This window comes from Ralstonia sp. UNC404CL21Col (genome assembly GCF_000620465.1).
Classification (GTDB): Bacteria; Pseudomonadota; Gammaproteobacteria; order Burkholderiales; family Burkholderiaceae; genus Ralstonia; species Ralstonia flatus.
This window is the reverse complement of record NZ_KK211140.1, coordinates 654,246-677,976: the sequence shown is the minus strand read 5'-3', so window position 1 is coordinate 677,976 and position 23,731 is coordinate 654,246. Positions and strand designations below refer to the sequence as shown.

23 protein-coding genes are annotated in these 23,731 nt (G+C 64.3%); 17 read left to right on the top strand and 6 right to left on the bottom strand.

The genetic code is table 11. The annotated features are described in order from the left end of the window. Positions 1–31: 31 nt before the first annotated feature. The gene (locus N511_RS0121100) at positions 32–841 is read right to left on the bottom strand and encodes a GntR family transcriptional regulator (RefSeq protein WP_027681080.1); all 810 of its coding nucleotides are present in this window, start codon (positions 839–841) and stop codon (positions 32–34) included. Positions 842–1,193: 352 nt separating this feature from the next. Between N511_RS0121100 and N511_RS0121095 the strand changes: the two genes are divergently transcribed. From N511_RS0121095 to N511_RS0121050, 10 genes are all read left to right on the top strand, one after another. Beyond that, on the top strand, positions 1,194–2,180 hold the full coding sequence (locus N511_RS0121095; protein WP_027681079.1) for a malate dehydrogenase: 987 nt from the start codon (positions 1,194–1,196) through the stop codon (positions 2,178–2,180). Positions 2,181–2,297: 117 nt separating this feature from the next. Continuing rightward, positions 2,298–3,278, top strand: a complete 981-nt coding sequence (locus tag N511_RS0121090; RefSeq protein ID WP_027681078.1) for an HpcH/HpaI aldolase/citrate lyase family protein — start codon at positions 2,298–2,300, stop codon at positions 3,276–3,278. 23 nt (positions 3,279–3,301) lie between these two features. Further along, the gene (gene prpB, locus N511_RS0121085) at positions 3,302–4,198 is read left to right on the top strand and encodes a methylisocitrate lyase (RefSeq protein WP_027681077.1); all 897 of its coding nucleotides are present in this window, start codon (positions 3,302–3,304) and stop codon (positions 4,196–4,198) included. Positions 4,199–4,460: 262 nt separating this feature from the next. Next, the gene (locus N511_RS0121080; RefSeq protein ID WP_027681076.1) at positions 4,461–5,009 is read left to right on the top strand and encodes a hypothetical protein; all 549 of its coding nucleotides are present in this window, start codon (positions 4,461–4,463) and stop codon (positions 5,007–5,009) included. A 35-nt stretch (positions 5,010–5,044) separates the two neighbouring features. Beyond that, the gene (locus tag N511_RS0121075; protein WP_027681075.1) at positions 5,045–5,443 is read left to right on the top strand and encodes a 2-methylcitrate dehydratase; all 399 of its coding nucleotides are present in this window, start codon (positions 5,045–5,047) and stop codon (positions 5,441–5,443) included. A 76-nt stretch (positions 5,444–5,519) separates the two neighbouring features. Beyond that, the gene (gene acnA, locus N511_RS0121070; protein ID WP_027681074.1) at positions 5,520–8,225 is read left to right on the top strand and encodes an aconitate hydratase AcnA; all 2,706 of its coding nucleotides are present in this window, start codon (positions 5,520–5,522) and stop codon (positions 8,223–8,225) included. Between the two features lie 216 nt (positions 8,226–8,441). Beyond that, positions 8,442–8,723, top strand: coding sequence for a hypothetical protein (locus tag N511_RS0121065; RefSeq protein ID WP_027681073.1), 282 nt, complete (start codon positions 8,442–8,444; stop codon positions 8,721–8,723). Positions 8,724–8,820: 97 nt separating this feature from the next. Further along, entirely contained in the window at positions 8,821–10,032 is a 1,212-nt protein-coding gene (locus N511_RS0121060) for a DUF2863 family protein (protein WP_024975336.1), read from the top strand. A gap of 161 nt (positions 10,033–10,193) precedes the next feature. Next, positions 10,194–11,792, top strand: a complete 1,599-nt coding sequence (locus tag N511_RS0121055) for an ABC transporter substrate-binding protein (RefSeq protein WP_027681072.1) — start codon at positions 10,194–10,196, stop codon at positions 11,790–11,792. A 147-nt stretch (positions 11,793–11,939) separates the two neighbouring features. Continuing rightward, positions 11,940–12,776, top strand: a complete 837-nt coding sequence (locus N511_RS0121050) for a BspC domain-containing protein (protein WP_027681071.1) — start codon at positions 11,940–11,942, stop codon at positions 12,774–12,776. Between the two features lie 40 nt (positions 12,777–12,816). On the opposite strand, the gene N511_RS0121045 is transcribed toward N511_RS0121050, so the two are convergent. Next, complete coding sequence (locus N511_RS0121045) at positions 12,817–13,962, bottom strand: M14 family metallopeptidase (protein ID WP_027681070.1); 1,146 nt, start codon at positions 13,960–13,962, stop codon at positions 12,817–12,819. A 14-nt stretch (positions 13,963–13,976) separates the two neighbouring features. Continuing rightward, the gene (gene yaaA / locus N511_RS0121040; protein ID WP_027681069.1) at positions 13,977–14,750 is read right to left on the bottom strand and encodes a peroxide stress protein YaaA; all 774 of its coding nucleotides are present in this window, start codon (positions 14,748–14,750) and stop codon (positions 13,977–13,979) included. 37 nt (positions 14,751–14,787) lie between these two features. Between yaaA and N511_RS0121035 the strand changes: the two genes are divergently transcribed. Together N511_RS0121035 and N511_RS0121030 are read left to right on the top strand one after the other, a co-directional pair. Continuing rightward, positions 14,788–15,312: a putative toxin-antitoxin system toxin component, PIN family gene (locus N511_RS0121035; RefSeq protein WP_027681068.1), complete on the top strand. Its 525-nt coding sequence runs from the start codon at positions 14,788–14,790 to the stop codon at positions 15,310–15,312. A 12-nt stretch (positions 15,313–15,324) separates the two neighbouring features. Further along, positions 15,325–16,497 (top strand): pyridoxal phosphate-dependent aminotransferase, encoded by a 1,173-nt coding sequence (locus N511_RS0121030; protein WP_027681067.1) that lies wholly within the window; start codon positions 15,325–15,327, stop codon positions 16,495–16,497. Positions 16,498–16,517: 20 nt separating this feature from the next. On the opposite strand, the gene N511_RS0121025 is transcribed toward N511_RS0121030, so the two are convergent. Next, positions 16,518–17,171 carry a glutathione S-transferase gene (locus N511_RS0121025; protein ID WP_027681066.1) on the bottom strand — a complete coding sequence of 218 codons (654 nt, stop codon included), beginning with the start codon at positions 17,169–17,171 and terminating at the stop codon, positions 16,518–16,520. A 46-nt stretch (positions 17,172–17,217) separates the two neighbouring features. On the opposite strand from N511_RS0121025, the gene N511_RS0121020 reads away from it, so the two are divergent. Genes N511_RS0121020 through N511_RS0121005 form a run of 4 tightly spaced genes read left to right on the top strand, consistent with a single transcriptional unit; the run spans position 17,218 to position 21,485 of the window. Then, entirely contained in the window at positions 17,218–18,789 is a 1,572-nt protein-coding gene (locus tag N511_RS0121020) for a 3-hydroxyacyl-CoA dehydrogenase (RefSeq protein WP_197032067.1), read from the top strand. Between the two features lie 42 nt (positions 18,790–18,831). Continuing rightward, entirely contained in the window at positions 18,832–19,611 is a 780-nt protein-coding gene (locus N511_RS0121015; RefSeq protein WP_027681064.1) for an oxepin-CoA hydrolase, alternative type, read from the top strand. A gap of 12 nt (positions 19,612–19,623) precedes the next feature. Continuing rightward, a complete protein-coding gene (locus N511_RS0121010; RefSeq protein ID WP_027681063.1) occupies positions 19,624–20,358 on the top strand; it encodes a histidine phosphatase family protein in 735 nt (244 codons plus the stop codon). Positions 20,359–20,396: 38 nt separating this feature from the next. Further along, positions 20,397–21,485, top strand: a complete 1,089-nt coding sequence (locus tag N511_RS0121005; protein ID WP_027681062.1) for a phosphotransferase — start codon at positions 20,397–20,399, stop codon at positions 21,483–21,485. A 9-nt stretch (positions 21,486–21,494) separates the two neighbouring features. Here the strand turns inward: N511_RS0121005 and N511_RS0121000 are convergent, their stop codons facing one another. Together N511_RS0121000 and N511_RS0120995 are read right to left on the bottom strand one after the other, a co-directional pair. After that, positions 21,495–21,914: a glyoxalase gene (locus tag N511_RS0121000; RefSeq protein WP_027681061.1), complete on the bottom strand. Its 420-nt coding sequence runs from the start codon at positions 21,912–21,914 to the stop codon at positions 21,495–21,497. Further along, positions 21,911–22,624, bottom strand: a complete 714-nt coding sequence (locus N511_RS0120995) for an SDR family oxidoreductase (protein ID WP_027681060.1) — start codon at positions 22,622–22,624, stop codon at positions 21,911–21,913. Before N511_RS0120995 ends, N511_RS0121000 begins: the two co-directional genes overlap by 4 nt. A gap of 119 nt (positions 22,625–22,743) precedes the next feature. On the opposite strand from N511_RS0120995, the gene N511_RS0120990 reads away from it, so the two are divergent. Continuing rightward, a complete protein-coding gene (locus N511_RS0120990; protein WP_027681059.1) occupies positions 22,744–23,730 on the top strand; it encodes a LysR family transcriptional regulator in 987 nt (328 codons plus the stop codon). The last annotated feature ends 1 nt before the right edge of the window (position 23,731 follow it).

The following is a 23,731-nucleotide window of genomic DNA, read 5'->3' as shown; positions in this document are numbered from 1 at the left end:
AGCCGCACGAATCGCGCCTGAGGACGCACCGTCAACTCAGCTCGTTCTGGTAGTAATGCCGCGTCGTGACGTACAGGCCACGGCGTATTTCCACGGGTTTGTCGCCGAACGTGTGCGAGACGCGCTCCACCGAGAGCAGCGGCGAGGCAACCGCCACCGACAGTAACTCGGCCGTAGCAGCGTCCGCTGCCACAGCGCGGATGCGCTCCGTGGCACGCAACATGCGCACGCCGAACTCCGCCTCGAAGAACGCGTACATCGGCCCCTTCCACTCCGTCAGCTTTTCGGCCGTGAGGCCCTTGAAGCTCGCGCCCGGCAGCCAGATCTCCTCCAGCACCGTCGGCTCGCCCGAAAAGAACAGGATGCGGCGGATCTGCACGACGCTGTCGCCGGCCTTCAGTTCGAGCAGCCTGGCGATCTCGGCCGGCGCCCGCATGCGCTTGCACTCGAGTACGCGGCTGCTCGGGTAATGCTGCTCGCCCTGCTCCGGCATCAGACGCAAGAAGCGGAACTGCACGCCTTCTTCGTAATGCGTGGTCACGAAGGTGCCCTTGCCCTGGCGCCGCGCGACCAGGTTTTCGGCGGCCAATTCGTCGATCGCCTTGCGCACGGTCCCCTGGCTGACCTTGTAGCGGGCCGCCAATTCCATCTCGCTGGGGATCATCTCGCCGGGCTTCCATTCGCCGGCTTGCAAGCTTTGCAGGATCAGCGTCTTGATCTGCTGATACAGCGGGCTGAAGGTGGGAGAGCCGCCCGCGCCGCCAGCAGACGCAGGCGACGCGCCGCCTTCGCCGCCCGAGGGCGGCATCGCAGCAGATAGAGGGCTGGGTGTGCTCGACATAACTGCCGATTTCACCACAAAAGCGACAAAGGCGTCCAGCCCGTTTATAGAATGTCTTATGTCTTATATAAGACAGAAGATTAATTGACTTTCGAGCAAGGCCGGACCTACACTCGCGCCTGTTCCGGGCGACGGCCCACACACACGCCACGACGGCCTCACGGTCAATCGCAAGTGTGTTTCCACATCGTCATGCGGACGCAGTAAACTGCGAGGCTCTTGCCGATTCTGAGCCGACCGCCCACGAGGCGCCGACCGTTGCCGGCAATGCCTGCGAGGCTGCACCGACATCCTGCCGGGATGCCGGCCGCGCGCAGTGCGATCCGCTTTCACTACCGTTTGGAGAGTTCTCATGGCAAAAGCACCCATGCGCGTCGCAGTGACCGGCGCTGCTGGACAGATCGGTTACGCCCTGCTGTTCCGCATCGCCGCCGGCGAAATGCTGGGCAAGGATCAGCCCGTCATCCTGCAACTGCTGGAAATCCCCGATGAGAAGGCCCAGAAGGCGCTCAAGGGCGTGATGATGGAGATCGAAGACTGCGCATTCCCGCTGCTGGCTGGCATGGAAGCGCATTCCGACCCGATGACCGCGTTCAAGGACGTCGACGTGGCCCTGCTGGTGGGCGCCCGCCCCCGCGGCCCGGGCATGGAGCGTGCTGACCTGCTGTCGGCCAACGCTCAAATCTTCACGGCACAAGGCAAGGCCCTGAACGCCGTTGCCTCGCGCAACGTGAAGGTGCTGGTGGTCGGCAACCCGGCCAACACCAACGCCTACATCGCCATGAAGTCGGCGCCGGACCTGCCGCGCGAAAACTTCACCGCCATGCTGCGCCTGGACCACAACCGTGCCCTGTCGCAGATCGCCGCCAAGACCGGCAAGCCGGTGTCGAGCATCGAAAAGCTGTTCGTGTGGGGCAACCACAGCCCGACGATGTACGCCGACTACCGCTACGCCACGATCGACGGCAAGAGCGTCAAGGACATGATCAACGACCCGGTGTGGAACAACGACGTGTTCCTGCCGACCGTTGGCAAGCGCGGCGCCGCCATCATCGAAGCGCGCGGCCTGTCGTCGGCTGCTTCGGCTGCCAACGCCGCCATCGACCACGTGCGTGACTGGGTGCTCGGCAGCAACGGCAAGATCGTCACGATGGGCATCCCGTCGAACGGCGAATACGGCATTCCGAAGGACGTGATGTTCGGCTTCCCGGTCACCACGGAAAACGGCAAGTACAAGATCGTCGAAGGCCTGGAAATCGACGAGTACAGCCAAGGCAAGATCAAGATCACGCTCGACGAGCTGGAAGGCGAGCGTGCAGGCGTGCAGCATCTGCTGTGATCCGCATGATCTAAAAGAAGAAACCGGAGCGGATCGGCAGCGACCCCTCCGGTTTTTTTACACCTGCATTTCGAACAAAACGCAGGCGTTACCACGCCGCCCAACCGATACCACCCCGTGCACCCCACCGAGGTTTTGTTCCAGGACGATGCCCTGCCGGCCCAGTTGCCGGTCTGCGACCACTACGCGGGCGCAGAAAAGCTGATGCGCAAGTCGCTCGCCCTGCAACAAGCCCTTGGCCCCGTTTTCGATATCACGTTTGACTGCGAAGACGGCGCCGCCGTCGGTCATGAGCGCGCGCACGCCGAACTGGCCGCCGCGCTCATCAACAGCGACGACAACCGCTTCAACCGCGTCGGCGTGCGCATCCACGATCCGAACCACGACGCGTGGACGCAAGACGTCGACATCCTCGTCGGCCTTGCCGGCAGCCGCCTCGCCTACGTGACCGTGCCGAAGGTGCGTGACGTGGTGGAAGTAGCGCGCGTGACCGATCGCATCAACCAGGCCGCCAAGGCGGCGGGCATTGCACGGCACCTGCCGATCCACGTCTTGATCGAAACGCATGGCGCGCTGACGCAGGTGTTCGATATTGCGTCGCTGGTACAGGTCGAATGCCTGAGTTTCGGCCTGATGGATTTCGTTTCCGCACACAACGGTGCGATTCCCGGCGCGGCGATGGACTCGCCCGAGCAGTTCGAGCATCCGCTGATCCGCCGCGCGCTTGCCGAGATTTCGGCCGCCTGCCACGCGCACGGCAAGGTGCCGTCGCACAACGTCAGCACCGATATCAAGCATCCGGACCGCGCCGGCGCCGATGCCGCCCGTGCTCGCAACGAGTTTGGCTATCTGCGCAAGTGGAGCATCCACCCGGACCAGATCGCGCCGATCGTTTCGGCGTTCCGCCCGTCGCACGAAGAAGTGACACACGCGAGCGCCATTCTTGCGGCTGCGCAGGATGCCGCGTGGGGCCCGATCCAGCATGAAGGCCGGCTGCACGACCGCGCGAGCTATCGCTATTGGTGGGCCGTGCTGCAACGCGCGCATACCACCGGCGTGGAAATGCCCGCCGACGCCGTTGCGCGCTTCTTCGCGTGACGAGCATAGAGAGGAGATTCGCCATGACGGCAAACACCCAAACCAGCGCAGGCGCCCGCTTCCGCCAGGCGTTGGTCGAAGAATCGCCGCTGCAGATTGTCGGCACCATCAACGCCAACCATGCGCTGCTGGCCAAGCGCGCCGGCTATCGCGCGATTTATCTGTCGGGCGGCGGTGTGGCGGCAGGCTCGCTGGGCTTGCCTGACCTCGGCATATCTGGCCTGGACGACGTTCTGACCGACGTCCGCCGCATCACCGATGTGTGTGACGTCCCACTGCTGGTGGACGTTGACACGGGCTTTGGCGCTTCCGCATTCAACGTGGCGCGCACGACCAAGTCGCTCATCAAGTTTGGCGCCGCGGCCATGCATATCGAAGATCAGGTCGGCGCCAAGCGGTGCGGCCATCGGCCCAACAAAGAGATCGTCTCGAAGGACGAGATGGTCGATCGCATCAAGGCAGCCGTCGATGCCCGCACCGACGCCAACTTTGTCGTCATGGCCCGCACCGATGCGCTGGCCGTCGAAGGGTTCGACCGCGCCCTGGAACGCGCCGTGGCCTGTGTGGAAGCCGGCGCGGATGCGATCTTTCCCGAGGCGATGACGGAACTGTCGATGTACCGCAAGTTCGTCGACGCGGTGAAGGTGCCGGTGCTGGCCAACATCACTGAATTCGGACAGACGCCGCTGTTCACGCGCGACGAGCTGGCCTCCGCCGGCGTGTCGATGATCCTGTATCCCCTGTCGGCATTCCGCGCGATGAACAAGGCTGCGGAGAACGTGTACGCAGCCATTCGCCGCGATGGCACGCAACAGAACGTCGTCGACACCATGCAGACGCGCATGGAACTCTACGACAGCATCGGTTACCACGATTACGAAGCCAAGCTGGACGCGCTCTTCGCACAGAACCGCGGCTGAGCCGGCCAGCATCCATCCCAACGCAAGCAAGGAGAACGGAAGGCAAAAGTGGCGGGGTAAATTGCCCGGGAACGCCCCAAAAACGATGCTGATGCCGGCACGACACCCCCGTTTGGCGGAGATGTCGGACCCGCATGTAACAGAACGTTGGGCACGGCGTGCAAATCGGTCAAAATACCGGCCGGTGTGCGAAATGCCGTGGCATCCGTGACCTGGCTGCCGCCTCCCTACTCTGTCTTACCGAATTACCGAAGGAAACCCTATGAACAAATTCATCGTGGGCGCCTGTGCCGGCGTTCTTTCGCTGGCTGCATCGCAGTACGCAACCGCCCAGACCGCGCCCGCAAAGCCGGCCGCCAAGAAGGCTCCGGCCAAGAAGAAGGTCACCAAGAAGGCAGCGCCTGTTGTCGCCGCCAAGCCTGAAGGCGTGCAATGGAAGTGCGAACTCGGCAACGAACTCTACATTGCAGGCGACATGACGCGTGACCAGATCATCAAGCTGCACTGGAAGGGCAAGAACTACGACCTGCCGCGCCAGCTGACGCGCACCGGCGCTGACCGCTACTTCGACCAGAAGACCGGCTTCGACCTGGTGGTGATCCCGGCCAAGGCCATGCTGTTCGACCGCAACGAAGGCCACCGCCTGGCCGATGAGTGCCAGACCGCCGAAATGGCTGCCGGCGCACCGGCCCCGACGCAAGCCGGCGCCCTGCGCGCTCCGGCCGGCCTGCCGCTGATGACGCCGGACAGCGCGGCTCCCGCCCCGGCCCCCGCTCCGGCACCGGGCACCGCCCAACCGGCCCAGCAATAACGCGCTATCACGCAACAGGCCCACAGGAACCGCCCATGTCCGCACCCGTTGCGAACATCCGCCCGCATCCGGACAAGGTCATCGTCGACGACGTGACCTTGCATGGATGCGCCGGGCGCCTTGGGCCGGCCGCAGCTGGAGCCGTCGAGCCACATGGCACGATGGCTCCAGGCACCGCCCTCGCCGTCCCTCGGGCAATCGAGGCGCACCAAGATACCGTCGCCCGCGGCCAACGCACCCATGCGCTGCGCATGAAAATTGCCCGCGTTGGCGACAAGCGTTTCACCACGAATGACCTCGACGCCAAGAAGCGTTCGATTGCCCATGGCATCCCCGCCCGCATCCACGGCGGCAAGACGTTCAGCGGCGTCGTGGCGCAGTACCCGACCGGCCAGCAGCCATGCCGGTCAATGCATTTGCCGGTTTGTATGTGATTGATTTTGTCGATTTGATGTATCCGCACGGGGCGCCCCGGCACCCCGCGCAATCCTCAAGCCTTGGAGTCATGCCATGCCCCACAATCTGAAAAAAACACTCAAGGAATTTAAGATCAACGGCGGCCAGACCGGCAAGTTCTACTCCCTGCCGCAATTGGGCAAGGAACTGGGCGTGGCGATCGAGCGCCTGCCGGTGTCGATCCGCATCGTGCTGGAATCCGTCCTGCGCAACTGCGACGGCAAGAAGGTGACCGAAGAGCACGTCGCGCAACTGGCCAACTGGAAGCCGACCGCCGAGCGCGTCGACGAAATCCCCTTCGTGGTCGCCCGCGTGGTGCTGCAGGACTTTACCGGCGTGCCGTTGCTGGCCGACCTGGCCGCCATGCGCAACGTGGCCGAGCGCATGGGCAAGAACCCCAAGAAGATCGAGCCGCTGGTGCCGGTCGACCTGGTCGTGGATCACTCGGTGCAGATCGACCACTTCCGCGAGAAGAAGGCGCTGGACTTGAACATGCAACTGGAGTTCTCGCGCAACAACGAGCGCTACCAGTTCATGAAATGGGGCATGCAGGCATTCGACACGTTTGGCGTGGTGCAGCCGGGCTTCGGCATCGTCCACCAGGTCAACCTGGAATACTTGGCGCGCGGCGTGCACAAGAAGGACGGCGTGTTCTACCCGGATACGCTGGTCGGCACTGACAGCCACACCACCATGATCAACGGTATCGGCGTGGTGGGCTGGGGCGTGGGTGGCATCGAGGCGGAAGCCGGCATGCTGGGCCAGCCGGTGTATTTCCTGACGCCGGACGTCGTCGGCGTTGAGCTGAAGGGCCGCCTGCGTGAAGGCTGCACCGCCACCGACCTGGTGCTCACGATCACCGAAATGCTGCGCAAGGAGAAGGTCGTCGGCAAGTTCGTCGAATTCTTCGGCGAAGGCACGGCCAGCCTGTCGCTGCCGGACCGCGCAACCATCGGCAACATGGCTCCGGAATACGGCGCCACGATGGGCTTCTTCCCGGTCGACGAAAAGACCATCGATTACTTCAAGGGCACGGGCCGCACGCAGGAAGAAATCGCTGCGTTCGAAGGCTACTTCAAGGCGCAGAAGCTGTTCGGCGTGCCGAAGGCCGGCGAAATCGACTACACCAAGACGCTGACGCTGGACCTCGGCACGGTGGCCCCGTCGCTGGCCGGTCCGAAGCGCCCGCAGGACCGCATCGAAATCGGCAACGTGAAGTCGACGTTCTCGTCGCTGTTCTCGAAGCCGGTTGCGGAGAACGGCTTCAACAAGAAAGCGGAAGACCTCGACAAGACCTTCACGACCACCAACGGCGTCGACGTGAAGAGCGGCGACGTGCTGATCGCGGCCATCACCTCGTGCACGAACACGTCGAACCCGAGCGTGCTGCTGGCAGCGGGCCTGCTGGCCAAGAAGGCCGTCGAAGCCGGTTTGGAAGTGGCGCCGCACATCAAGACGTCGCTCGCCCCGGGAAGCCGCGTGGTGACGAAGTATCTGGAAGCCGCCGGCTTGCTGCCGTATCTGGAAAAGCTCGGCTTTGGCGTGACAGCCTACGGCTGTACGACCTGTATCGGCAACGCCGGCGACCTGACGCCGGAACTCAACGAAGCCATCGTGAAGAACGACATCGTTGCGGCCGCCGTGCTGTCGGGCAACCGCAACTTTGAAGCGCGCATCCACCCGAACATCCGCGCCAACTTCCTAGCTTCTCCGCCGCTGGTCGTGGCCTACGCGATCGCCGGCAACGTGACGCGCGACCTCATGACCGAGCCGGTCGGCAAGGGCAAGAATGGCAAGGACGTGTATCTGGGCGACATTTGGCCAAGCTCGGACGAGATCGCCAAGCTGATGAAGTTCGCGATGAACGCCGACACGTTCCGCACGAACTACGAGCAGGTCAAGAAGCCGTCCAAGCTGTGGGCCAACGTCAAGGGCACGAAGGGCCAGGTCTACGACTGGCCGAAGTCGACGTATATCGCCGAGCCGCCGTTCTTCGAAGGCTTTGACATGACGCCGGCGGCTGCTTCGGCATCGGTCAAGGGCGCCCGCGCACTGGGCGTGTTCGGCGATTCCGTGACGACCGACCACATCTCCCCGGCCGGTTCGATCAAGGAAACGTCGCCCGCCGGCAAATACCTGCTGGCCAACGGCGTGCTCAAGGCCGACTTCAACAGCTACGGTTCGCGCCGCGGCAACCATGAGGTGATGATGCGCGGCACGTTCGCCAACGTGCGTATCAAGAACCTGATGATCCCCGCCAAGGCCGACGGTTCGCGCGTGGAAGGCGGCGAGACGCTGTTCCAGCCGAGCGGCGAACAAATGTCGATCTACGACGCCGCCATGAAGTACATCGCCGAAGGCACGCCGACGGTCGTGTTCGGTGGCGAAGAGTACGGCACGGGCAGCTCGCGCGACTGGGCGGCCAAGGGCACGCAGCTGCTGGGCGTGAAGGCCGTGATCGCACGCAGCTTCGAACGTATCCATCGCTCGAACCTGGTGGGCATGGGCGTGCTGCCGCTGCAGTTCAAGGGCAGCGACTCGGCGCAATCGCTCGGCATCGTGGGCGACGAGACCTTCGACATCGAAGGCCTCGACGGCGAAATCAAGCCGCAACAGGACGTCACCCTGGTCATCCATCGCGCCAACGGCGAGACCACGCGTGCGCAAGTGCTGCTGCGCATCGACACGCCGATCGAAGTGGATTACTACAAGCACGGCGGCATCCTGCCGTTCGTGCTGCGCCAGCTGCTGGCGGCTTAAGTTTCAAGCCACCACGCCGCGAAGGCGCAGATCGAAAGCCGGCTCTTCGGAGCCGGTTTTTTATTGCCTGCCAAATCAAACAAGGTGACGATGCCCCAATCGGCAAGCAGGCTTTGGTACAGTGTGCCGAATCGGCCGTGTGATGTGCCCGCCCCGTTGGCGGCACGCTCGCCGCCCGGCCTCGCCTGACCGTTTCATTGCTGGAGTCCCGCACCCATGGCCCAAGTGGTACTTGCCTTCATCGTCGTGGCGGCTGCCGTGTTCTACATCCTGTTCAAGGCACCGCAGACCGACGCCCAGGCGCCAGCCCCGGCAACGCCCGCCGTAGCAGCGGCGCCTGTGCCCCCGCCTCCGCCAATGGCAGCTTCCGCGCCGGTTGCCGAGACGCATCCGGCACCGGCCAGCGCGCCGGCTGCATCCGAACCCGCAGCGGCTTCCGCACCTGCGAGCGCAAGCAGCGCGGCCTCCGCAGCGTCGGCGCCTGCGGCCAAGCCTTAAGGTTTTCGCCTGACAGGTTTCGCAACGGGCGTCGCGCAGCAGCGTACAAGGGTAAAATAACGCCCCTTCATTCTTCCAACGAACGGTACGGCACAGCATGGCAGGATTCCGCTCCAAGGCTCCCCAACGTCTTTCCCCCGATGCAGAACGGCTGGTGGCCGATGCGCTGGCGCTCGACGCGTCGGGCAGCCGCATCGAAGACGTCTATTGGGAACAAAGGCTGTCCGAACGTCTTTCCCGGCTGCTCAAGAACGGCAGCCAGACCGCGCTCGACGCCGCGCTAGACCATCTTTTCAAGCACAACGAGGAAGCCTCCGACGTGCTCGCCGAGCAGGCCGAGACGCTCGCAGAATCCGCCATCCTCAGCTCGGGCGGCGTCGAATATGACGCGCTGCTGATCGCGGCGCCCATCCTGGCGCACACCCGCTACATGATCCCCTCGGGCACCATCAAGCCCGAGATGGCGCAAACGCTGCAGGTACACCTGCAGGCGCATGTGATGGCTTCCAACGCCCGTGTGGCGCTGGCCCCTTACCTGTACAGCATCGATCAGCTGCCGCGCACGCATTCCGACACCTTTGCGCTCACGCACAAGCTGGCCGCGTATGCGCTGTCGGGCCAGCCAGCCAAGGTTGAACTGCGCGACATGCCGGAAACGGCGCCGATCCTGGCCGACCCTCGCTACCTGGTGGCGATCGTCGTGGCGCAGCACGGCCAGGCGCTGTTCCGCTGGCAGGAAGACGCCAAGGAGCACCACGCAGAGCGCTCCGCCTGCCTGGAGCAATGGCGCGAACAGGTCACGCCGACCATCTCCACGCTGATGCCTGGCTGCGAGTTCGACCTGCTGCTGCCGGACGCCTTCTTCCTGTCCTGCCGCGAGTCCGACAAGCAGATCCGCCCGCTGACCGTGCGCGCTGCCGTCAATTACCTGCAGGGCGCGCTCGATATGCCGGCCAACCGCTTCGGCGCCATCATCGGCGCGTTCGGTGAAGAACAGATCGAGGAATACCGCGTGGCCTTCACGGTGCGCGGCGAGAAAGACCTCATCTACGGCATTGTCTGGCCCGTCTACGGCCGCGACGGCGGCGCCACGGATGTCACCGCGGAAGGCGAACCGGGCAGCCCACTGGAGCAGATTTGCGATGAATTGCGTGCCTGCGGCATCGAAGACATCTTCCGCCACGGCCAGCTCTTCGAACCCGAGTACTGCGAAGACTGCGGCGCCCCGCTCTATGCAGACCGCTCGGCCGAAATCGTCCACGCAGAAATGCCGGAAGACGCGCCGACGCAGCAGCCGCTGTTCCACTGACGGGCGACGCGCGTGATCAAAGCCACCTTCGGGTGGCTTTTTTATTGCTCCGCGATCGTTCATATTGATTGTCGGTTTGCGTCGCACGCGCCCTGCCGGGCTGCGGCACAATGACGGTCTTCCGCCACATGGCATCACCGCCGAACCCCAGGAGCCTCCCGATGACAACCCGTGCCCTCTTGTGTGTTCCCATCCGCGCCCTGATCCGCAACCTCGCAGCCTGTGCGCTGGCAGCGGCTGCCGCGGCGCCGTTCGCCGCGCACGCCGACGACCTGCGCATCGGCCTGTCCGCCGACGTCACGTCGATGGACCCGCAGTGGAACAACGCCGGCCCCAACAACGCCATGGCGCTGCACATCTTCGAGTCGCTGGTCTTTCTCGACAAGAACGGCCGCTACACGCCTGGCTTGGCCACCTCTTGGAAGCCCGTCGACGCCAACACCTGGGAGATCAAGCTCCGCCCCAACGTGAAGTGGAGCGACGGCACGGCGTTCACCGGCGAAGACGTGAAGGCATCGATCGAGCGGCCGGCGCGCCTGACCAACAGCCCGGGCCCGTTCACGAGCTATACGAAGTCGATCACCGAAGTACAGATCGTCGATCCGCTGACGGTGCGCTTGAAACTGTCGACACCGAATTACGCGAGCATTCCCAACGATCTGAACAGCCTGCCCATCATCCCGAAAAAGGTGGCCGATGCGGCGCAGGCGGACTTCGATGCGGGCCGCGCCATGATCGGCACCGGTCCATTCCTGTTCGACCACTTCACGCGCGGGCAGGAAATCGTCCTGAAGAAGAATCCGCACTACTGGGGCCGCGCGCCGCAGTGGGACAAGGTGACCTTCAAGATCATCACGGACAATGCGGCGCGCACAGCCGCGCTGCTCTCGGGCGATGTGGATGTCGTCGAGGCCGTACCGGCTGCGGACGTGCCGCGCATCAAGCAAGACCCCAAATTCCACCTCGAACAGCAGGTGTCGTGGCGCACGATTTTCTGGCAGATGGATCAGAGCCGCGATGCTTCGCCGTTCGTGACCGACAAGGCCGGCAAGCCCCTCGCCAAGAATCCGCTCAAGGACCATCGCGTGCGCGAGGCCATCGCGCTGGCCATCAACCGCGATGCCATTGTCAGCCGCGTGCTGGAGGGCCAGGGCGTCGTGGCATCGAGCATCGTGTCGCCGCAAATCTTCGGGCATCCGGGCGGCAAGCCGATCGCATATGACCCGGCGCGCGCCAAGAAACTGCTTGCCGAGGCCGGTTACCCGGACGGTTTCGGGCTCACGCTGCACGCCACGAACAATCGGTATCTGAACGACGCGCAGGTCGCGCAGACTACTGCGCAGCTGCTCACGCGCATCGGCATCCAGACGAAGGTGGAAACGTTGCCCGTGGCAGCCTATTTCTCGCGCGCACGTCAGGGCGAGTTCTCGTTCATGATGCTCGGCTGGGGCTCGGTGGCGGCGGATGTGGCGCTGCGCAGCATTCTCGGTACGCCCAACGCGCAAACCGGCTACGGTTCGTGGAACTGGGGCCGCTACAGCAATCCGGAGCTGGACAAGCTGGTACAGACGTCGCTCTCGACGGTGTCGAGCGAACAGGCACACGAGCAGGCCGCCAAGACCGCGGCGCGCTTTGCGCAGACCGACTACGCGATCATCCCATCGCATCACCAGCTCGCCACGTGGGCCATGCGCAAGGGCATTCGCTACGAGGCCCGGACCGACGAATGGTCGCTTGCCTGGTTGTTCACCAAGCAATAATGATGGGTTGGTAACGAACACCGTGCCGTAACGCGCTGTTACAGCAAATTGGCCTGATGTGCCGCATTGGGGTAACTAGCAGGAACTTTCGTCCTGAGCTTTCCTCTATCATGGCGATTTCCACGCCGACACCCTGTAACACTCGTGATGTTGCGACCCAAACTACTCTGTCTCGGCGTCGTCGCTTTGCTGGCCGCCTGCTCCAACTTGCAGACTGAGCCGACCGATGCGTCGGCCCAGGCCACCAACGCCACGCCGAGCACTCCGGCAGCGCAAGCCAAGCCGGCCACCCCGCCCGCCCCGACCACGCCGCCCATCGTCTTCGGCTCGACCGACAGCAGCGGCACCACCACGGTCAACCTGCCGTCCAAGGACAAGATGAGCTTGTCCGAGTACCGCGCACAAACCCGTGACCGCCTGATTCAATCGGAAGGTGCCCGCCCCGACGTGGCCGACTGCGCTGCGCATGCGAGCTGGATCATTCCGCGCTCGACCAATTTCGATCAGTTCCGCCTGCCGACGGGTGCGCTTTCCAACGACCAGGCCAAGGTCGAGCCATGGGACTCGCGCTTCTCGTCCAGCAAGCAAGGTGCGATCAAGGTGTCGAGCGTGATCACCTTCAATGCCGCCGTGCACAAGCGCGGCACGGGCAATGACCAGTGGGAACCCGTGCGCGTGCGCTGCGGGTATGACGAAGGGATGATGCTGGCGTATGAACTGCTCGACGCCAACGGTCAGCCATTCGCCGCGCCGGCCGCTGCGCCTTCGTCGTCGACAGCGCGCACGCACTGCCGCCGCGGTCATCGCTGCACGACCAATGCGGCGGCACACGGCAAGACCACCGCCAAGGGCAAGGCCTCGGCAAAAGCGACGGCCAAGTCAGCCAAGGGCAGCGGCACCGCCAAGACCAAGTCGACCACGGGAAGCAAATCCACCGCCAAGTCGACGGCAAAGAAGACGACGAAGAAGTCGTCCTCCAACTAAGCGCAACGCGCCGCCGACCCCGGCGGCGCGGCGTTTATCTTCAGCCGAGATACTCCAGGATCGCCTGCAGCATGGCCGCGCCCAATGCGGCGCTGCGGGCGCCGTCCCAACCCACGCGTGCGTCGGGCAGGTCGGCGTTGTCCTTGAACGGCATTTCCAGCGTCAACGACAGGCAGCCATACGTGTGGCCGATGTACTTGGAGGCGAGCTTGAGCGCGTCTTCGTTGTACTTGCTGGCCTCGTAGCCGTATCGCGTCTGAAAATCCGGTGATGCTCGCAGGAACGCCGCCACAAAGCGGTCCTGGTCGGCGCGCTGTGCATCGGTAAAGCCGGGCAGCATTTCACTGCCGGCCACGAACACATAAGGCAGCGCCTCGTCGCCGTGGATATCGAAGAACAGATCGACGCCGGTTTGCTCGATGGCCTGGCGCACCGCCAGCACTTCCGGGCTGCGCTGCGCGTCGGGTTCCATCCACTCGCGGTTCAGGTTCGCGCCCGCGGCATTGGTGCGCAGGTTGCCCAGCGATGAGCCGTCCGGATTCATGTTCGGCACGATATGGAAGACGGCGCGCTCGGCAAGCACACGGCCGACGGGATCGCCGCTCCAGACACCTTGGCGCGTCAGACGCGCGAGCAGGCCCTCGACGAACCACTCGGCCATCGTCTCGCCCGGATGCTGGCGCGCGATGATCCACACGTTTTTCTTGCCGGGGCCGGGTTCGCCGACGGTGATGCTGGTCATGTCGCGGCCCTGCACCGTTTGCCCCAAGCGCTGCGTGCGCACGCCGGGTTTCGTTTGCGCAGCGGCCACGAGCGAAAGGTGGCGCTCGTCCGAATACGGCTCGAAATAGGCAAACCAGATGCTGTCGTGCTCGGGCGTCACCTCGATTGTCAACGTCTTGCCGTCGTAGCGGGTCGGCACACGGAACCAATGCTCGCGGTCGTACGAGGCGACGGCGCGGTAGTCCTTCCAGCCGGCGGCGTAAGTGCATTCGCCGGCGTTTTCCAGTGCGAGCTTGCAGGCCTGGCCCCGCACGCCTTGCAGGCGGAAGTGGAACCATTGCGTGAAATCTGCGTGCGAATCGCGGCGAATGCGCAGGCGGATGGCATCGGCGCGGACAACATCGACGATTTCGATGGCGCCGCTGTCGAATGCGCTGGAAATGTGCGGTTGATTGGCTGTCATGTCGGATCCTGTCATCAGGTGAGCTTGCGGCGGAAGACCCAGCGCTCGTCGTCGGAATCGGCAGCGGCAAAGGCATAGCCGTCGACATCGAACGCCTTGAGCTTGCGCGGATCGGTAATGCGATGCTCGATCGCGTAGCGCGCCATCAGACCACGCGCACGCTTCGCATAGAACGAAATGATCTTGTACTGGCCGTTCTTCCAGTCTTCAAACACCGGCGCGACGATGCGCGCCTTGAGCACCTTGGGCCGCACCACCTTGAAATACTCTTCCGATGCGAGATTGACGAGCACGGGATCGTCGTCCTGCTTGAAGAGCTTGTTGAGCGCCAGCGTCACCTCGTCGCCCCAGAAGGCGTACAGGTCTTTGCCGCGCGGATTGGCAAGGCGCGTGCCCATTTCCAGCCGATACGGCTGCATCCAATCGAGCGGGCGCAGCATGCCGTACAGCCCCGACAGAATCCGCAGATGCTTCTGCGCGAACTGCAGATCGTCGACCGCCAGCGAATTGACGTCGAGTCCGCCGTAGACGTCGCCGTCGAAGGCGAGCGCGGCTTGCTTGCTGTTCTCGGCCGTGAATTCGGGCGACCAATCGGCGTAGCGCGTGGCATTGAGCGCCGCCAACGGATCGGAAATGTGCATGAGCGTGCCGATCTGGGCCGGCGACAGCTTGCGAAGCACTTCGATGAGTTCTGCGGAGCGCGCGATGAAATCGGGCAGCGTGTGGGTCTTGGTGCGCGGCGGCGTGTCGTAGTCGAGCGACTTGGCCGGCGAGAGGACGATGATCATGTCAGAATCGCGGTTCACAAGTCTGGAATTGTATCGAATGGCAGACGCTGCCGCCCTCGCCCACTCCACCCAGGCTCCGGCCCCGCGCGTGGTGCTGGACTCCAACATCTGGGTCGACATCCTGATCTTCGACGATGCGGTTGCGCGCCCCATCCGCGCCGCGCTGGAAGCCGGCCGGCTGGACGCCATCATCAGCCCCGCCTGCCGCGAAGAACTGCGCCGCGTGCTCGACTATCCGCAATTCGCGCGCTACGCCGTCGACGCGCAGGCCGCACTCGCATGGGTCGATCGCGTGACCCGGTCCGTCGCCGATCCTGAAGACGCGGCCCGCGTGCAAGGCGAAGCGTTCGTCCCGCGCTGCAAGGATCGCGACGACCAGAAATTTCTCGCGCTGGCCGATGCCGCCAACGTTGCCTATCTCGTTTCCAAGGACCGTGCCGTGCTCAAGCTCAAGCGCCGCATGGCGAAGTATTGCGACGTGGCGGTGCTGCCGCCCAAGCAGTTCGTCGCGCTGGTCCAGCTGGAAAACACGCCACTAGCTGCCATCCCGAATCAAGCCTGAAGCCGTCTGGTCATGACCACTGTTGAATCGCTCGCACCCATCGCCCCGCCGCCGTCGCGGCTACCGAATGTCGGCACCACCATCTTCACCGTGATGTCTGCGCTGGCCGTGGAAAAGCAGGCCGTCAACCTGGGCCAGGGCTTTCCGGATTTTGATTGCGATCCGCGCATCGTCGATGCAGTGTCCGACGCCATGCGCGCCGGCCTGAACCAATACCCGCCGATGACGGGCGTGCCTGCGCTGCGCCAGGCCATCGCCGCGAAGATCGCCAATCTGTACGGCCACATTTACGATGCCGATCGCGAGATCACCATCACCGCCGGCGCCACGCAGGCGCTGCTGACAACCGTGCTGTGCTGCGTGCATCCGGGCGATGAAGTCATCGTCTTCGAGCCGACGTACGACAGCTACATTCCGTCGATTGAACTGGCGGGCGGCAAGGTCGTGCCGATCACGCTGAACGCGCCGGACTTCCGCATCCCGTTCGACACGCTGGCGGCGGCCATCACACCGCGCACGCGTCTGATCATGCTCAACACGCCGCACAACCCGACCGGCACGGTCTGGCATGCGGACGACATGCGCAAGCTCGCGGAGATCCTGGCGCCGACCAACGTGCTGCTGCTCTCCGACGAGGTGTACGAGCACATGGTGTACGACGGCGTGCCCCATGCATCGGTGGCGCGCATTCCGGAACTGGCGCGGCGCGCTTTCGTGGTGTCGAGTTTCGGCAAGACGTATCACGTGACGGGCTGGAAGGTCGGCTACGTGGCGGCCCCCGCCGCGCTGATGGCGGAATTCCGCAAGGTGCACCAGTTCAACGTGTTCACCGTCAACACGCCGGTGCAGCACGGCCTCGCGAACTACATGGCGGATCCGCGTCCGTATCTGGAGTTGCCGGCGTTCTATCAGCACAAGCGCGACCTGTTCCGCGCCGGGCTGGAGAGAACGCGCTTCAAGCTGCTGCCCTGCCAGGGCACGTACTTCCAGTGCGTGGATTACAGCGCCATCTCCGATCTGCCCGAGGCCGAGTTCGCCAAGTGGCTGACGAGCGAGATTGGCGTGGCGGCAATCCCCGTATCGGCGTTCTATTCCCAGCCGCACGAATCGGGCGTGGTGCGCTTTTGCTTCGCCAAGAAAGACGAAACGCTCCAGGTTGCCCTGGAGCGCTTGTCGAAGGTGTAAGACCGTAAAGCTGAGGCCGATCAGCGCTTGCTGGCGTAGTGCGCCAGCATCTTTTCCAGATTGGCCTTGCTGTCTGCCCGAACCTTCTGCACGTTCGGGTTTTCCGCCATCTGGGCCAGGTAAGGCTTGACGCCCTCCACCTGCGCCAGCAGGTCTTCACCGTAGATGATCTTGGTGGCCTGGCTGACCAGCGGGAAGTGCACGATGGCCGCGCAGTCCGCAATGGTGAACGTGTCGCCCGCAACGTAAGGCGAGAACTTGAACAGCTTGGCCGCCGCCGGGATGTTCTTCTGCAGTTGCTCGCGCACCTTGACCTTCAGGTTGTCGCTGATCTTGCCGCCAAAAAACGCTTCGGGAAACAGCTGGCGCGCCACCAACTCCAGGTGCAGCTCCAGGAAGGTCACCACCTCGCGCACCTTGGCCGCCTGGAACGGATCGGCCGGAATCAGCGGATGTTCCGGATAGCGCGCTTCCAAGTAGTCGACAATGACCTGCGATTCGCACATGCCGCGATCGCCATCTTTCAGATACGGCACCTTGTGCAGCGGCGAGATTTCGCCGTCGGTCTGCTCCGGCCAGCACAGTGATTCCTCAAAAGGGATGCCCTTTTCCAGCAGGGCGAGCTTGACCTTGTTGTAGTAGTTGCTCGCAGAAAAGCCGTAAAGCGTCAGCATGAACGCGTCTCCTTGGTAATTTGGCCGCTGGTTATGGTCGGTGCGGATGCCAGAAATCGCACGCTCGTGCTATTTTAGCCAGACTTCTTTCGATCGCAGCGGATTTCATATGCAGACTATCGGGATTGTGGGCACGGGCGCCATGGGGCGCGGCATTGCGCAGATCGCGGCCCAGGCAGGTTTGCGCGTCAAACTGTTCGACGCCAACTCGCAAGCCGTGGAAGCGGCGCGCACTGCACTGGCCGATACGCTCGCCAAGTTGGCCGCCAAGGGCAAGATGACGGCGGAGGAAGCCGACGCCACCGTCGCGCGGCTCATTCCTGCGGGCGCGCTCGCCGATCTGGCCGACTGCGATCTCGTGGTCGAGGCCATCGTCGAAAAACTGGACGTCAAGCGCGACCTCTTCCGCCAGCTCGAAGACATCGTCCGCGCGGATGCCATCCTGGCGTCGAATACCTCATCGCTGTCGATCACCGCGATTGCCGCCACATGCAAGCACCCGGAACGCGTTGCTGGCTTCCACTTCTTCAACCCGGTGCCGCTGATGAAGGTGGTCGAAGTCATCGACGGCCTGCGCAGCGCGCCCGCCACCGGTGATGCCTTGGCCGCACTGGCCAAGCGCATGGGTCACACCGCCGTGCGCTGCATCGACATGCCGGGCTTCATCGTCAACCACGCCGGACGCGGCATGAATACCGAAGGCCTGCGCGTGGCGCAGGAAAGTGTGGCGGCCTATGCGGACATCGACGCGATCATGCGCGAGCAAGCCGGCTTCCGCATGGGACCGTTCGAGTTGATGGACCTCACGGGGCTGGACGTTTCGCACCCGGTGATGGAATCGGTCTACCGCCAGTTTTATGACGAGCCGCGCTACCGTCCGTCGCAGATCACGGCGGTGCGCTTTGCCGGCGGCATTCTGGGCCGCAAGACGGGCGAAGGTTTCTACCGCTATCCGGAAGGACAGAAACAGGTGCCGGCGGAAACGCCTGCCCCGTCCGCGCGCCCGTCTTCGGTGTGGATCAGCCGCGCGCATGACGCCGGCCACGCCGCAGCGCAGCGCCTGTTGCTCGATCTGGGCATCACGCCCGAAGCCGGTTCCAAACCGTCCGCCGATGCATTGATCATCGTGACGCCGCGCGGGCTGGATGCCACGGCCTGCGTGGCCGCCGAGGGGCTCGACGCACGCCGCACCGTCGCGCTCGACACGCTCTATCCGTTTGCCGCCACCAAGCGCCGCACGCTGATGACCACGCCCGCCACCGATGCGGCCTATCGCGATGCCGCCCACGGCTTGCTGGCCTCCGACGGCGTGCCCGTCACGGTGATCCGCGATTCGGGTGGCTTTGTGGCGCAGCGCATCGTCGCGTGCATCGTCAACATCGCGTGCGACATCGCCCAGCAGCGCATTGCCACGCCCACCGACATCGACCTCGCTGTCACGCTGGGGCTCGGTTATCCCAAAGGGCCGCTGGCACTCGGCGATACGCTGGGGACGAACGCCATCCTTGAAATCCTGCAGAACCTCTACGTGCTGTATGGCGATCCGCGTTATCGCCCGAGCCCGTGGCTGCTGCGCCGTGCCCGTCTCGGCATGTCGCTGCTCACGCCTGATGCCTGATACGCCTGACGCCTGATTGCCGCTTACCCTGACGAGGCCGCCATGACCGCGCAATTGCTCTCCAAACGCATCGGCTCGACGCTGGTGCTGACGCTGTCCAACCCTGACGCGCGCAACGCGTTGGACCCGGTGATGTACACCGCGTCGATGGAAGCGCTGGACCGCGCCGCCAACGACAACGAAATTCGCGCCATCATCTTCACGGGCGACGGCAATGCGTTCTGTGCGGGCGGCAACCTGAACCGCCTGCTAGAAAACCGAAGCAAGCCGAGGAGCGTTCAGGAAGACGGCATCGACGCGCTGAACCATTGGATCGAGACGATCCGCACGTTTCCCAAGCCCGTGATTGCGGCGGTGGAAGGTCCAGCGGCCGGCGCGGGCTTCTCGCTGGTGCTGGCGTGCGACTTTGCGATTGCCGCGTCGGATGCGAAGTTCGTGATGGCGTATGTGAACGTCGCGCTGACGCCGGACGGCGGTGGCTCATGGCACATCGCGCGCTTCCTGCCGCGCCCGCTGGCGAGCGAAATCATCATGCTCGGCAAGCCTGTCAGCGCGGAGCGGCTCGCGCACTTCGGCCTCATCAATGAGGTGGTCAAACCCGGCGAGGCGCTGGACCAGGCGCTGGCACTGGCGGAAAAACTCGCTGCGCAATCGCCGCACGCGGTGGGCCGCATCAAGGGCCTGATCGCGCACGCCGAAGGCGCCTCGCTGCACGATCACCTCAAGGCCGAGCAGCACAGCTTTGTCGAAGCGCTGCATCACGCCGATGGCAACGAAGGCATTTCCGCCTTCCTGCAAAAGCGCAAACCCCAATACCGCTAATTTCCGGCTCGCATGGTTCCCTTTCCGACACCCAACCGCCGACGCGTCTACCTGATGCGTCATGGCGCGGTGACGTACTTCGACGAAACCGGCCGGCCCGTTCCGTCGCCCGAAGCCGTGCCGCTCAACGAACTGGGCCGCAGCCAGACCACCGCCGCCGGCAAGATCTTTGCGGCCGAGAACATCGTCTTCGACCGCGTGATCGTCAGCGGCCTGCCGCGCACGGTAGAAACCGCGCAGCGCGTGCTGGCCGAGATGCCCGCAATGCAGGAACGCGGCATCGCGCTTGAGCACTGGCCCGAGCTGCAGGAAATCCGCGGCGGCAAGCTGGCGGAAATTCCCGAGCACGAACTCGCGCAAGCCTTCATCGGCGCGTTTGAAGGCACGGTGTCCGAAGACCGGCGTTTCCTCAACGGCGAGAGCATCGGCGAATTTCTTGACCGCGTGATTCCGGCCATCGCCCGGCTGCGCGCGCAAACGGACTGGGACACCGTGCTGCTCGTGCTGCATGGCGGCACCAACCGCGCGATCCTCTCGCATGCCATCACCGGCGGCGAGCGCGTGTTCTTCGGCAGCCTCGCGCAGACCGCCGGCTGCATCAACGTGCTCGATGTTGGCGAGGCCCCGACCGACTGGGTGCTGCGCATGAGCAATTTTTCGGCGCCGTCGCCCGCGCATGTCGGCTCGCGGCTGACGACGATGGAAGTACTGCTGCAGCAGTACCTTCGCCATCGCCAACCGACCTGAACTTTCCTCGATACACAACAAGATTCGGAGACACACCCATGGCACAAACGGACCAGCAGGATTTCTCGGCCTTTGAGGGCACGCGCCCGGTAGCGGAGCAGCAGAAGTTCGACATCGGCGCGCTGGAAGCGTGGATGCGCGAACACGTGGATGGCTTTGCCGGCCCGCTCACGGTTGAGCAGTTCAAGGGCGGCCAGTCGAACCCGACGTTCAAGCTGATGACCCCGTCGCGCACGTACGTGATGCGCGCGAAGCCCGGCCCGAAGGCGAAGCTGCTGCCGTCCGCACACGCCATCGAACGCGAATATCGCGTGATGGATGCTCTCGCCAAGACCGACGTGCCCGTCGCGAAGATGTATGCACTGTGCGAAGACGAAGCCGTGATAGGTCGCGCCTTCTACATCATGGAGTTCGTACAGGGCCGCGTGCTGTGGGATCAGGCCCTGCCCGGCATGGCGCCCGCCGAACGCACCGCGATCTATGACGAGATGAACCGCGTCATCTCTGCGTTGCACACGGTGGACTACGCCGCCATCGGCCTGACCGATTACGGCAAACCTGGCAACTATTTCGCGCGTCAGATCGAGCGCTGGAGCAAGCAGTACAAGCTGTCGGAAACCGAGTCGATTCCGGCCATGGACAACCTGATCGAATGGCTGCCCAAGCACGTGCCGCAGGAAGCCGAGGAAATCACCAGCATCGTTCACGGCGACTACCGGCTCGACAACCTGATCTTCCATCCGACCGAGCCGCGCGTGCTGGCCATCCTCGATTGGGAGCTGTCGACGCTCGGCCACCCGCTTGCCGATTTCAGCTACCACTGCATGAGCTGGCACATCGAGCCGGGACAGTTCCGCGGAGTCGCCGGCCTAGACTTCGCCGCGTTGGGCATCCCCACAGAAGCCGAGTACATCCGCCAATACGAACAACGCACCGGCCGCCGTATCACGGGCGACTGGAACTTCTACCTCGCCTACAACATGTTCCGCATTGCCGGCATCCTGCAGGGGATCATGAAGCGCGTGGTGGATGGCACGGCGTCGTCGGCGCAGGCGATGGAAGCAGGCAAGCGCGCCCGCCCGATGGCCGAACTGGGCTGGAAGTACGCCCAGCAGGCCGGCGCATGATGTTGCGCCTCACTCCGTAACCGGCTTCTCGTACTCGCGCGCCGCTTCCAGCGGACCGGACAGCGGCGCCTCCAACTCCAGCACCACCCCGCCCGGCAACTGCACGAAGATCTGTGCGGCAGGCCGCGCGGGGTGTTTTCTGACCTGGTGCGGCACGCCGCTTTCGCGCACGGCGGCCAGCACATCGGCCGCATCCTTCCCGGTGCGGAACGCGATATGCGAGAACACCAGTTCCGGCGTATCGCCCGCCTGCGTCACGAGATGGACCAGCGCATCGTCGTTCTGGTACAGCCACGTGCCGGGAAACGGAAATGCCGGGCGCGGCCCCGGTTTCCAGCCGAGCACATCAGCGAAGAATTTCAGGATGGGCGCCTCTCCTGCCACGTGAAAGTTCACGTGGTCGAAGGTCCAATCGCTGTCAGTCGTCATAGCAAACCGCCTCCCTCAATGTCGATGATGGCGCCGGTCATGAAGCCGTTATTCATCGCCAGCAAGTAGCCTTGGGCGAGGTCGTCCGGCGTGCCGACACGGCCCACCGGCAAGCCGCTGCCGATGCGCGCGAGCATGGCCTGCCGATCGGCCGGCGCGCCCCACACTTCCGTATCCACCACGCCGGGGCTGATCACGTTGACGCGGCGCGGTGCGAGTTCCTTCGCCAGGTTCTTGGCGGCGGCTTCCACTGCAGCATTGATCGAGCCACGCAGCAAGCCGGTTGCCGTCGCCTTGCGCGAGAGCAGGCCCGAGGTGAGCGTAATCGATGCGCGTTCTGTCAGATACGGCAACGCTGCCTGCACCGCCATCAGCGCCGCAAACAACTTGGTGCCGAAGGCCTGCTCAAGATCGGCACGTTGCAGCGAGGCAAACGGCGGCGGGCTCGTGCGCGAGCCGATGGTGATGACAAGGTGATCGATCTTGCCACTGGGCGACAACTCGGCTGCCTGCGCCAACGCGCCCGCCAGCGACGCCGTATCGTTCGCGTCGACAGCAATGCCGTGCGTGCCGTCCGTCGCTTTGGCCGAGCGCCCCAGCACCGTCACGCGCGCGCCCTCGGCTGCCGCCGCGCGTGCAACCGCCTGGCCAATACCGGCCGTACCGCCCAACACCACCACAGACTGGTCCTGCAAGGTCTTCGAAGTCATGCCAATGCTCCTTTGAGAAGAGAAAGAAAAAACCGTCAATCGACTGGGGCCATTCTTTCATCAAACAAAAGCAAGATAATCTGGCTATGCTTTGATGATTCTCCAAATCTGCTTTGACAATGATCGCCCTCGACGACCTCCGCCTGCTGGTGCGCATTGCCGACGCCGGCAACCTTTCCGCCGCCGCGCGTCAGCTCGGCTGGCTGCCAGCCACTGCCAGCGCAGCGCTCAAACGCGTGGAGACCGAACTCGGCGCCCGCCTGTTCGAGCGCACCACACGCAGCATGCGTCCGACCGAAGCCGGCCAGCGTTATCTGGGGTATGCAAGACAGGCGCTGGAAGCGCTGGACGAAGGCGCCGAAAGCCTGGGGCAGGATCGCACCGAGCTGTCGGGTCCCATCCGCATTGCGGCCACATCCGACCTGGGGCGGCACATCCTGCGCCCGTGGCTCGATGCCTTCTGCGACGAGCATCCCGGCGTGCGGATCACGCTGGTGCTCGGCGACCGGCTGGCCGACCTGATGCGCGAAGACCTCGACTTCGCGCTGCGCTATGGGCATCTGCAAGATTCGGCGCTGGTGCGGCGGCCGCTTGCGTCGCATCCGCGTGTGATCGTAGGCGCGCCGTCGTATTTCAAGCAGCACGGCCGGCCTGCCCACCCGAGCGACCTGGCCGACCACCGCTGCCTGATCCTCCTGCGCAACGGCGAGCCCGTCACCCGCTGGCAACTCACGCACGCCAGCGGCCCTGCCCCGATCGACGTACGCGGCGATTTCCAGTGCGACGACGGCGCCGTGGTGCGCGACTGGGCGATCGCCGGGCGCGGCCTGGCCTTCAAGTCGTGGCTGGATGTCGCGCAAGACGTGAGCGCGGGACGGCTGGAGGTGGCCTTGCCGGCATGGAGCCATGCCCCCACGCCGCTGCAGCTCGTGGCGCTAGCACGCCGCCATCGGCCCGCACGGCTGACGGCGTGCGCGGATTTTCTTGCCGCGCGCTTTGCGGAGTTCAGCGCGCGTTACCCGTTCCCGGCTGCAAAGACGGCAAAGGCGGCAACGGCATCGCCCAAACCCGCCAAAGCCAAGTCGGCCGTCACCGTGAATACGTAGA

Bases quoted from the DNA above. Each gene is read 5' to 3' on its own strand.
- N511_RS0121065 (WP_027681073.1), top strand. From the start codon at position 8,442: ATGGCCCAAGTGGTACTTGCCTTCATCGTCGTGGCGGCTGCCGTGTTC.
- prpB (WP_027681077.1), top strand. From the start codon at position 3,302: ATGACGGCAAACACCCAAACCAGCGCAGGCGCCCGCTTCCGCCAGGCG.
- yaaA (WP_027681069.1), bottom strand. From the start codon at position 14,750: ATGATCATCGTCCTCTCGCCGGCCAAGTCGCTCGACTACGACACGCCG.
- N511_RS0121075 (WP_027681075.1), top strand. From the start codon at position 5,045: ATGTCCGCACCCGTTGCGAACATCCGCCCGCATCCGGACAAGGTCATC.
- N511_RS0121015 (WP_027681064.1), top strand. From the start codon at position 18,832: ATGACCGCGCAATTGCTCTCCAAACGCATCGGCTCGACGCTGGTGCTG.
- acnA (WP_027681074.1), top strand. From the start codon at position 5,520: ATGCCCCACAATCTGAAAAAAACACTCAAGGAATTTAAGATCAACGGC.
- N511_RS0121020 (WP_197032067.1), top strand. From the start codon at position 17,218: ATGCCAGAAATCGCACGCTCGTGCTATTTTAGCCAGACTTCTTTCGAT.
- N511_RS0121010 (WP_027681063.1), top strand. From the start codon at position 19,624: ATGGTTCCCTTTCCGACACCCAACCGCCGACGCGTCTACCTGATGCGT.
- N511_RS0121050 (WP_027681071.1), top strand. From the start codon at position 11,940: ATGTTGCGACCCAAACTACTCTGTCTCGGCGTCGTCGCTTTGCTGGCC.
- N511_RS0121025 (WP_027681066.1), bottom strand. From the start codon at position 17,171: ATGCTGACGCTTTACGGCTTTTCTGCGAGCAACTACTACAACAAGGTC.
- N511_RS0121005 (WP_027681062.1), top strand. From the start codon at position 20,397: ATGGCACAAACGGACCAGCAGGATTTCTCGGCCTTTGAGGGCACGCGC.
- N511_RS0121035 (WP_027681068.1), top strand. From the start codon at position 14,788: ATGGCAGACGCTGCCGCCCTCGCCCACTCCACCCAGGCTCCGGCCCCG.
- N511_RS0121060 (WP_024975336.1), top strand. From the start codon at position 8,821: ATGGCAGGATTCCGCTCCAAGGCTCCCCAACGTCTTTCCCCCGATGCA.
- N511_RS0121055 (WP_027681072.1), top strand. From the start codon at position 10,194: ATGACAACCCGTGCCCTCTTGTGTGTTCCCATCCGCGCCCTGATCCGC.
- N511_RS0121000 (WP_027681061.1), bottom strand. From the start codon at position 21,914: ATGACGACTGACAGCGATTGGACCTTCGACCACGTGAACTTTCACGTG.
- N511_RS0120990 (WP_027681059.1), top strand. From the start codon at position 22,744: ATGATCGCCCTCGACGACCTCCGCCTGCTGGTGCGCATTGCCGACGCC.
- N511_RS0121095 (WP_027681079.1), top strand. From the start codon at position 1,194: ATGGCAAAAGCACCCATGCGCGTCGCAGTGACCGGCGCTGCTGGACAG.
- N511_RS0121100 (WP_027681080.1), bottom strand. From the start codon at position 841: ATGTCGAGCACACCCAGCCCTCTATCTGCTGCGATGCCGCCCTCGGGC.
- N511_RS0121030 (WP_027681067.1), top strand. From the start codon at position 15,325: ATGACCACTGTTGAATCGCTCGCACCCATCGCCCCGCCGCCGTCGCGG.
- N511_RS0121045 (WP_027681070.1), bottom strand. From the start codon at position 13,962: ATGACAGCCAATCAACCGCACATTTCCAGCGCATTCGACAGCGGCGCC.
- N511_RS0120995 (WP_027681060.1), bottom strand. From the start codon at position 22,624: ATGACTTCGAAGACCTTGCAGGACCAGTCTGTGGTGGTGTTGGGCGGT.
- N511_RS0121080 (WP_027681076.1), top strand. From the start codon at position 4,461: ATGAACAAATTCATCGTGGGCGCCTGTGCCGGCGTTCTTTCGCTGGCT.